Source organism: Streptomyces sp. NPDC055955 (assembly GCF_042270245.1).
Lineage (GTDB): Bacteria > Actinomycetota > Actinomycetes > Streptomycetales > Streptomycetaceae > Streptomyces.
Map to the genome: position 1 here is coordinate 21,598 of NZ_JBHJYS010000045.1, position 8,424 is coordinate 30,021.

Consider the following 8,424-nt stretch of genomic DNA (forward strand, 5'->3'; position numbering starts at 1 on the left):
ACCGGGGCCTTGATCATTCAGGGTGAGTGACGGGACTTGAACCCGCGGCCACCTGGACCACAACCAGGTGCTCTACCAACTGAGCTACACCCACCATGTCCGGTCGTATGTCGTTCTTCCGACCGGCCGAGAAAAAGTGTACAGGGTCCGAAGGGGTGCTCGCGCACACCTTTTCCGGACCCCGTACACAGGGGTCGGAAATGCCGTGCGAGGCGCTATTCCGCAGGCGGTGCGTGCTTGGCCGCGATCTTCTTCGCGGTGTCGGAGTCCGGTCCCGGCTGCGGGACGAAGACCGCCTCGCGGTAGTAGCGCAGCTCGACGATGGAGTCGCGGATGTCGGCGAGCGCGCGGTGGTTGCCGTTCTTCTCCGGACTGTTGAAGTACGCCCTCGGGTACCAGCGGCGCGCCAGTTCCTTGACCGAGGACACATCGACGATCCGGTAGTGGAGGTAGTCCTCCAGCGTCGGCATGTCCCGCAGCAGGAATCCACGGTCGGTGCCGACCGAGTTCCCGCACAGGGGCGCCTTGCCCGGTTCCTTGACGTGCTCGCGTACATACGCGAGGACCTGCTCCTCGGCGTCGGCCAGCGTCGTGCCGCCCGCGAGCTCGTCGAGGAGGCCCGAGGCGGTGTGCATCTGCCGCACCACCTCGGGCATGGTCTCCAGGGCCTCGGCCGGCGGGCGGATCACGATGTCCACGCCGTCGCCGAGTACGTTCAGCTCAGAGTCGGTGACCAGTGCGGCCACCTCGATGAGCGCGTCATTCGCCAGCGAGAGCCCGGTCATCTCGCAGTCGATCCACACCATGCGATCGTTCATGCGCCTAACCCTACGGCGCACTCCTCTGCCCCGGCAGACTCGCGCGCCCCGCCGCATACGCATCCGAGCTCGGTTTGCCCGGATCTGTCGGCAGTGAGGCAGTGGGTCCCGGGTAGGTTCCGGCCGCGGCGGTGCGCCGCGACTGGGCCGGGACCGGGGTCTGCGGACCCGGTGCCGCCGCGATCTCCGCCGGCTTCTCCGCCTGCGGCCTGCGCGCCCGGTAGGCCGCGCGGTACGCGGCCGGGGACGAGCCGAGCTGGCGCCGGAAGTGCCCGCGCAGCGCGACCGGCGAACGGAAGCCGCAGCGCCCGGCGACCTCGTCGACCGAGTAGTCGGAGGTCTCCAGGAGCCGCTGGGCCTGCAGCACCCGCTGGGTGATCAGCCACTGCAGGGGAGCGCTCCCGGTCAGGGAGCGGAACCGGCGGTCGAAGGTGCGGCGGCTCATGTAGGCGCGCGCGGCGAGGGTCTCCACGTCGAACTGCTCGTGGAGGTGCTCCAGCGCCCAGGCGACGACCTCGGCCAGCGGGTCGGCGCCGATCTCCTCGGGTAAAGACCTGTCGAGGTAGCGCTCCTGGCCGCCGCTGCGGCGCGGCGGGACCACGAGTCTGCGGGCGAGCGCTCCGGCCGCCTCGTTGCCGTGGTCCGTGCGCACGATGTGCAGACACAGGTCGATGCCGGCCGCCGTCCCGGCGCTCGTCAGGACGTCACCGTCGTCCACGAAGAGCTCGCGCGGGTCCACGTGGACCGACGGGTAGCGCTTGGCCAGCGTCGGCGCGTACATCCAGTGGGTGGTCGCCGGGCGGCCGTCGAGCAGGCCGGCCGCGGCGAGCACGAAGGCGCCGGTGCAGAGCCCGACGATGCGCGCGCCTTCCTCGTGCGCGCGGCGCAGCGCGTCGAGGGCCTCCTCCGGGGGCGGCGAGGTGATCGACCGCCACGCGGGCACGACGACGGTGCCCGCCCGCGAGATCGCGTCGAGCCCGTGGGGCGCGGTGAGTTCGAGGCCGCCCGTCGTGCGCAGCGGGCCCTCCTCGCCGGCGGACACCAGCAGCCGGTAACGCGGAACCCCGGCGTCCTGGCGGTCGATGCCGAACACGGAGAGCGGAATGGAACTTTCGAAGATGGGTCCGCCGCTGAACAGCAGCACCGCGACTATTTCCCGGCGGCGTCGCCCGGAAAGCTTCCGAGCTGCCGCCTCCGGCGCAGCAGTGGAGTCGTGGCTCATCCCGCTAAGCCCCCCTCGGTGGTCGCGGCGCCCTTAGTGGTGTGACGGGCTTGTCGCTCCAGCACGTTTCCCCTCGGTCCTGCAGAGTCCCCCGCCGATGGACAGTCATGATCGAATCTACTGCGTCCGGTGGTCCCGTCGTGACCAGTTGGGGATCCGGCACATTGTCGACATGGCAACTTGGCGTGAAGCATTCGATCACGAAGCGTGGCACTCGGGGGCGTTGCAGGGAAGTGCGCCTCAACTCAGTGGCCGGTCCCCGTAGGGTGCAAGCGCCTTCTACGGTCCTTTCATGCCTGGTGGCACGGGGGTTGGAGGCGGGTGACGGCAAGAAATGCACGACCGGGCGAAGTTGGCTGAAAATATACGCGGTAGTGCGCGGAAATCAGTCAGCCTCCGGCGCACATCATCCGGTGCGGTGACCGCCCTTGCGCGCCCCCGGCATCGTCCCGCCGCGCCGGCCCCGGTGGCCGCAGGACCGTACCGGAGCCTGCCGCGCCGCGCACCGCTCGGACCGGCGCAGAAGCATCCGGCAGGCCCCGGTCACCGCGGCGAGGCCGAACGCCGCGCCCGCGGCCCCGGCCAGGGAGGTCCCGTACCCCACCAGGACGACCGGGACCAGGACGCAGCTGAACGCGGCCCAGCGGACGACGTCGCTCACCGTGTCCGTGCCGGACGGCTGCGTGGTCTCCCGCCGGCCCTCGTGCGCGTCCTCGGGCGGCCGCCGCCCGCTTGAGGCGGCGTCGGGCGGGTACACGATGGACGGTCCGGGCACGGCGCACTCCTTGTTGCTTCGGGTACGCACGTTCAACGCGTGCTGGTCCGGCCGGTCACTCGGCCGAACCGGGGGCTGCGGACCGTACCCAAACCGTCTGTACGAGGCAGCAACCATTGCCATACGGGCGCGGCCTCGGGCATGCTCCCCTGAACGCCACGGAGCGTGCGCTTAACCGGGCAGACGACTCTGGGCAGAGGAGGAGTGTCGCCGTACCCTTGGGGGTATGGGGTTGGGAAGATGATTCCCGGACACAGCTCCGCCGCTCCCTGTCGTCCCTCCACCGAGGATCCGTCGAGGATCCAGAGGACTTAATCGCCGAGATACCCATGGCCGGTCACGAATTCCCTGAACCCGCGGACCGCAAGCGGCAGGTCGCCGATCCCACGGCGACCCCCCAGGCGGCGGATGAAACACGTCATTCCTGCGATCCCGCCTTCAAGCACGGAGTGGTCGTCGGCTTCGACGGCTCGACCTCCAGCGAGCGGGCCCTCGCCTACGCCATCGGCATGGCCTACCGCTCGGGCTCCGGCCTGATCATCGTCCACGTCGCCAACCGGCTGCCCACCACGGTGTGGGCGGGCTGCGAGCCGCCGGTCTTCGTGGATGTGCCGGACCACCGCACCGAGGTGCTCGGTCTCGAACTCGCCTGTGCGGACTATCTGTCCGAGGTGCCCTGGATCCTGGTCGAGCGCGGCGGCGACATCTGCCACGAACTCGAAGAGGTGGGCCGGGAGTACGAGGCCGACGCGATCGTCGTCGGCTCCACGCACGGGATCGTCGGCCGGATCTTCGGCTCGGTCGCGGGACGGCTCGCGCGGCGCGCCAGGCGCCCGGTCATCGTCATCCCTTAACTCCCTTCGGCCCCAGGCGAGATGGGCAAATCCTACTCGCGCGTAGAGGTGCTTTGTGCCTTTGTGAAGGGTACATACCGGTCGCTGGACCATCGCAGGGCCCAGTACCGCGCGCAGCACAACTGCACCCGCACGAAGGGAGCCCGCCGTGGACAAAGACGTCTCCGCGGGAAGCACGACCTCCACTCTCGGCCATCTCGCCCTGGGACTCACCCTGTTGGCCTTCGGCCTCGGTCATACCGAAGTGATCGACGGTGTGACGGCCGCGAACGCCGTATCCCTCGCGACGTACGTCGGTGGCATAGCCCTGTTCGTCGCCGGTCTGCTCGCCTATCGCGCCAGTGACGCCTCGACGGGTACGGCCTTCGCCGCGCTCGGCGCGTTCTGGTTCACCTGGGGCGTCACGGCCGGCGGCGCCATGTCGGCCAACGCGCAAGGGCTGTTCATGCTCCTGTTCGCGATGCTCGCGCTGAGCCTGACCCTCGGGGCGTCCGGCTCCGGGACCCTGGTGCGTGGGGCGTACGCGGCGCTGTGCGTGGCCCTGCTGCTGCTCGCCGTCGCCGCGTTCGGTGACACGGCCGGGCTCGCCAAGGTCGGCGGCTGGTTCGCCGCGGTGGGCGGGCTCCTCGCCTGGTACGCGGCGACGGCCGCGCTGGGCGGGCTGCCCACGGCCCTGCCGGGGCGTGCTGCCGGCCGGGGGGTGACGGCCACCGGCTGACAGCCGGGGGCCGGGGAATGGGCGCCCCGGCCCCCCTCGAAGGAACGGGTTCCTGTGCGCTTGGTGGCGCGCACAGGGACCCGTTCTCGTGCACTCGTACTGCGGGGGCCGACTACTCCACCGTGACGGACTTCGCCAGGTTGCGGGGCTTGTCGATGTCGCGGCCGAGGGCCAGCGCCGTGTGATAGGCGAGGAGTTGGAGCGGGATGCCCATGAGGATCGGGTCGAGCTCGTCCTCGTTCTTCGGGACGACGATCGTGCGGTCGGCCTTCTCCTGGTCCTGGTGCGCGACCGCGAGGATGCGGCCGGAACGGGCCTTGATCTCCTCGAGGGCGGCGCGGTTCTTCTCCAGCAGGTCGTCGTCCGGGACGATCGCGACCGTGGGGAGCGCCGGCTCGATCAGGGCCAGCGGGCCGTGCTTCAGCTCGGAGGCGGGGTAGGCCTCGGCGTGGATGTACGAGACCTCCTTGAGCTTGAGCGAGGCCTCGCGGGCGACGGGGTAGCCACGGACACGGCCGATGAACATCATCGAGCGGGCGTCCGCGTACTCCTCGGCGATCTTCTTGATCTCCTCTTCCCGCTCCAGGATCTCGGTGATCTGGCCGGGGAGCTTGCGCAGGCCCTCGATGATCCGCTTGCCGTCGGCGACGGACAGGTCGCGGATGCGGCCGAGGTGGAGGGCGAGGAGGGCGAAGGCGACCGTGGTGTTGGTGAAGCACTTGGTCGAGACGACGCAGACCTCGGGGCCCGCGTGGACGTACACGCCGGCGTCCGACTCGCGGGCGATGGCCGAGCCGACGACGTTCACGACGCCGAAGACGCGGGCGCCCTTGCGCTTCAGCTCCTGCACGGCGGCCAGGACGTCGTAGGTCTCGCCGGACTGGGAGACCGCGATGTAGAGGGTGTCGGGGTCGACGACCGGGTTGCGGTAGCGGAACTCGGAGGCCGGCTCGGCGTCCGCGGGGATGCGGGCCAGCTCCTCGATCATCTGCGCGCCGATCAGGCCCGCGTGGTACGAGGTGCCGCAGCCCAGGATCTTCACGCGGCGCACGCTGCGCGCCTCGCGCGCGTCGAGGTTGAGGCCGCCCAGGTGCACGGCGGAGAAGCGCTCGTCGATGCGGCCGCGCAGGACGCGGTCGACCGCCTCCGGCTGCTCGAAGATCTCCTTGTGCATGTACGTGTCGTGGCCGCCCATGTCGTACGAGGCGGCCTCCCACTCGACGGTCGTCGGCGACGCGGTCGTGCGCGTGCCCTCCGTCGTGTACGTGCGGAAGTCGTCGGCCTTGAGGGTGGCCATCTCGCCGTCGTCGAGGGTGACGATCTGGCGGGTGTGGGCGACCAGGGCGGCGATGTCCGAGGCGACGAACATCTCCTTCTCGCCGATGCCGAGGACGACCGGGGAGCCGTTGCGGGCCACCACGATGCGGTCGGGGAAGTCGGCGTGCAGGACGGCGATGCCGTACGTGCCCTCGATCAGCCGGAGCGCCTCGCGGACCTTGTCCTCGAGCTTCTCGGCCGGGGAGCGGGCGATGAGGTGGGTGAGGACCTCGGTGTCCGTCTCGGAGAGGAAGGTGACGCCCTCGGCGGTCAGCTTGGCGCGCAGGTCGGCGGCGTTGTCGACGATGCCGTTGTGGACGACGGCGACCTTGTTGTCCGCGGACATGTGGGGGTGCGCGTTCTCGTCGGACGGTGCGCCGTGGGTGGCCCAGCGGGTGTGGGCGATGCCCGTGGTGCCCTTGAAGCGGGCGGGCACCTTGGCCTCCAGGTCGCGCACGCGGCCCTTGGCCTTCACCATTTTCAGGCCGCCCGCCTTCGGGCTGGTGATGACGACGCCCGCGGAGTCGTAGCCGCGGTACTCCAGCCGCTGCAGCCCTTCGAGCAGCAGCGGTGCCACGTCACGCTTACCGATGTAACCGACAATTCCGCACATATGTGTACTGATCCCCTCTAGCCGTAGACGATGCGCCGCAGCTGCCGCAGGGACAGCTCGGGCGGCGCGACCGCGCGGTACTTCAGATCCGCCGAGATCCGTTCGAAGATCTGCGCGTTCACCAGGCCCTGACCCTGGAGCTCGCGGTGGCGGCGACGGACGAACACCTCGGTCGTCTCGTCGAAGTAGGCGAGCACGTCCTGGATCACCCGCAGTGCCTCGCCCCGGTTCAGGGGCGAACTGCGCGTCAGGTGATCAACAAGTTCGTCGTGCACTCGGATGATCCTGGGGGATGAGGGGACGGTTCGCAAGAATTCTGCCCGATTTCGGGCAGAGGGGCGCCGTCCGGCGTGGATGCCGGGGTTCTTGGGACATCTGTGGTCAAGGTTTGAAGGGCGCCATGCCGCTTGTTCCCGCTGCGTTCACATGCCGTATCCGGCCGGGATGAGTGACCCGAGCAACTTTTCCGGACATGGACATTCCCCGTATGGGCGTACCCGAGCAGCTGGCCGACCGGAGCCTGGCCGAGCAGCACGAGTATCTGCGCAGCAAGTTCTCCCGCCGCACGATGATGCGCGGCGGCGCCGTCACCCTGGGCGCGATAGCGGGCGGCGCCTTCGTGCCGGGCGCCGCGAGCGCCGCCGTTCCCACGCAGACCGGGCGGACCCCCGGCCACGTACCCGCCGCCCAGAAGGTCGACGGCGCGCTCGTCGCGCCCTTCGCCCGCCACCTCGCCTACGGCGCGGACGCGCGTACCGAGATGACCGTCTCCTGGCAGGTGCCGGTCGCCGTCAAGAACCCGTACATCCGCGTCGGCGTCCACCCCTGGGACCTGTCGCGGAAGATCGAGGCCGAGGTCCGGCCCCTCTACACCCCGGCCGGGGTCGGCACCGGCGCCGACCACACCCAGTACTACCTCCACGTCCAGCTGACGCGGCTGCGTCCCGGCACCACGTACTACTACGGCGTCGGCCACGACGGCTTCGACCCGGCGGCCGCGCACCTGGCCGGCACGCTCGGCACCTTCACGACGGCCCCCTCGCACCGCGAGCCGTTCACCTTCACGGCCTTCGGCGACCAGGGCGTCAGCTACCACGCGCTGGCCAACGACAGCCTGATCCTGGCGCAGAACCCGGCGTTCCATCTGCACGCGGGAGACATCGCCTACGCCGACCCGTCGGGTTCGGGCCAGACCGGCGACACGTTCGACGCCCGCACCTGGGACCAGTTCCTCGCCCAGACGGAGTCCGTCGCCAAGCAGGTGCCGTGGATGGTCGCGTACGGCAACCACGACATGGAGGCCTGGTACGCGCCGCACGGTTACGGCAGTCAGCAGGCCCGCTTCACCCTGCCGGACAACGGCCCCGACGCGAAGAACCTGCCCGGCGTCTACTCCTTCGTGCACGGCAACACGGCGGTCGTCTCGCTCGACGCCAACGACGTGTCCTGGGAGATCCCGGCCAACCTCGGCCTGTCCGGCGGCACGCAGACCTCGTGGTTCGAGCGCCAGTTGAAGAAGTTCCGCGCCGACCGCGACATCGACTTCATCGTGGTCTTCTTCCACCACTGCGCGTACTGCACCGCCACGAGCCACGCCTCCGAGGGCGGGGTGCGCAAGGAGTGGGTGCCGCTGTTCGAGAAGTACACCGTCGACCTCGTCATCAACGGGCACAACCACGTCTACGAGCGCACCGACGTGCTCAAGGGCGACCGGGTCACCAAGGAGCTGCCGATCGGCGGCACGGCGTACCCCGAGACCGACGGCATCGTCTACGTCACCGCGGGCGCCGCGGGCCGGAGCCTGTACGCGTTCCCGGTCGACGACACGTACGAGGGGCACGAGAAGGAGATCGATCCCTTCACGTCCTTCGTCGTCCAGCCCGACGGCAGCAAGAAGAACGTCACCGTCGACTGGTCGCGCGTGCGCTACACGAACTACTCGTTCCTGCGCGTCGACGTGGAGCCGGCTCCCGCGGGCCACACGGCGAAGCTGACCGTGCGGGGTCTCGCGGAGACCGGTGAGGAGATCGATCGCTTCGTCATCGCGCGCAAGGTGCGGCGGGGCTGAGGCCACGGCGGGGCCCGCCCCTTCGGGAAGGGGCGGGCC

General features: G+C 69.9%; 8 protein-coding genes and 1 tRNA gene. 3 read left to right on the plus strand and 6 right to left on the minus strand.

Going from position 1 to position 8,424, the window contains the following annotated elements; translation table 11 throughout:
• Positions 1–21 precede the first annotated feature (21 nt).
• The 4 genes from ACFC96_RS45400 to ACFC96_RS45415 all read right to left on the minus strand — a co-directional run bounded on the left by ACFC96_RS45400 (position 22) and on the right by ACFC96_RS45415 (position 2,815).
• Positions 22–94 (minus strand) — tRNA-His (locus tag ACFC96_RS45400).
• A gap of 121 nt (positions 95–215) precedes the next feature.
• The gene (gene orn / locus ACFC96_RS45405; RefSeq protein ID WP_266670785.1) at positions 216–818 is read right to left on the minus strand and encodes an oligoribonuclease; all 603 of its coding nucleotides are present in this window, start codon (positions 816–818) and stop codon (positions 216–218) included.
• A 10-nt stretch (positions 819–828) separates the two neighbouring features.
• On the minus strand, positions 829–2,040 hold the full coding sequence (locus ACFC96_RS45410; RefSeq protein WP_376256462.1) for a helix-turn-helix domain-containing protein: 1,212 nt from the start codon (positions 2,038–2,040) through the stop codon (positions 829–831).
• Positions 2,041–2,446: 406 nt separating this feature from the next.
• Positions 2,447–2,815 (minus strand): hypothetical protein, encoded by a 369-nt coding sequence (locus ACFC96_RS45415; RefSeq protein WP_376256460.1) that lies wholly within the window; start codon positions 2,813–2,815, stop codon positions 2,447–2,449.
• A gap of 329 nt (positions 2,816–3,144) precedes the next feature.
• On the opposite strand from ACFC96_RS45415, the gene ACFC96_RS45420 reads away from it, so the two are divergent.
• Positions 3,145–3,669, plus strand: a complete 525-nt coding sequence (locus ACFC96_RS45420) for a universal stress protein (RefSeq protein WP_376256459.1) — start codon at positions 3,145–3,147, stop codon at positions 3,667–3,669.
• 148 nt (positions 3,670–3,817) lie between these two features.
• Entirely contained in the window at positions 3,818–4,387 is a 570-nt protein-coding gene (locus ACFC96_RS45425; RefSeq protein ID WP_376256458.1) for a GPR1/FUN34/YaaH family transporter, read from the plus strand.
• Positions 4,388–4,499: 112 nt separating this feature from the next.
• Here ACFC96_RS45425 and glmS read toward each other — a convergent pair whose 3' ends face one another.
• Both glmS and ACFC96_RS45435 read right to left on the minus strand, forming a co-directional pair.
• Positions 4,500–6,317, minus strand: a complete 1,818-nt coding sequence (gene glmS, locus ACFC96_RS45430; protein ID WP_376256456.1) for a glutamine--fructose-6-phosphate transaminase (isomerizing) — start codon at positions 6,315–6,317, stop codon at positions 4,500–4,502.
• Between the two features lie 17 nt (positions 6,318–6,334).
• A complete protein-coding gene (locus tag ACFC96_RS45435) occupies positions 6,335–6,592 on the minus strand; it encodes a hypothetical protein (RefSeq protein ID WP_376256455.1) in 258 nt (85 codons plus the stop codon).
• Between the two features lie 212 nt (positions 6,593–6,804).
• Between ACFC96_RS45435 and ACFC96_RS45440 the strand changes: the two genes are divergently transcribed.
• Complete coding sequence (locus tag ACFC96_RS45440; protein ID WP_376618584.1) at positions 6,805–8,385, plus strand: purple acid phosphatase family protein; 1,581 nt, start codon at positions 6,805–6,807, stop codon at positions 8,383–8,385.
• Positions 8,386–8,424 lie beyond the last annotated feature (39 nt).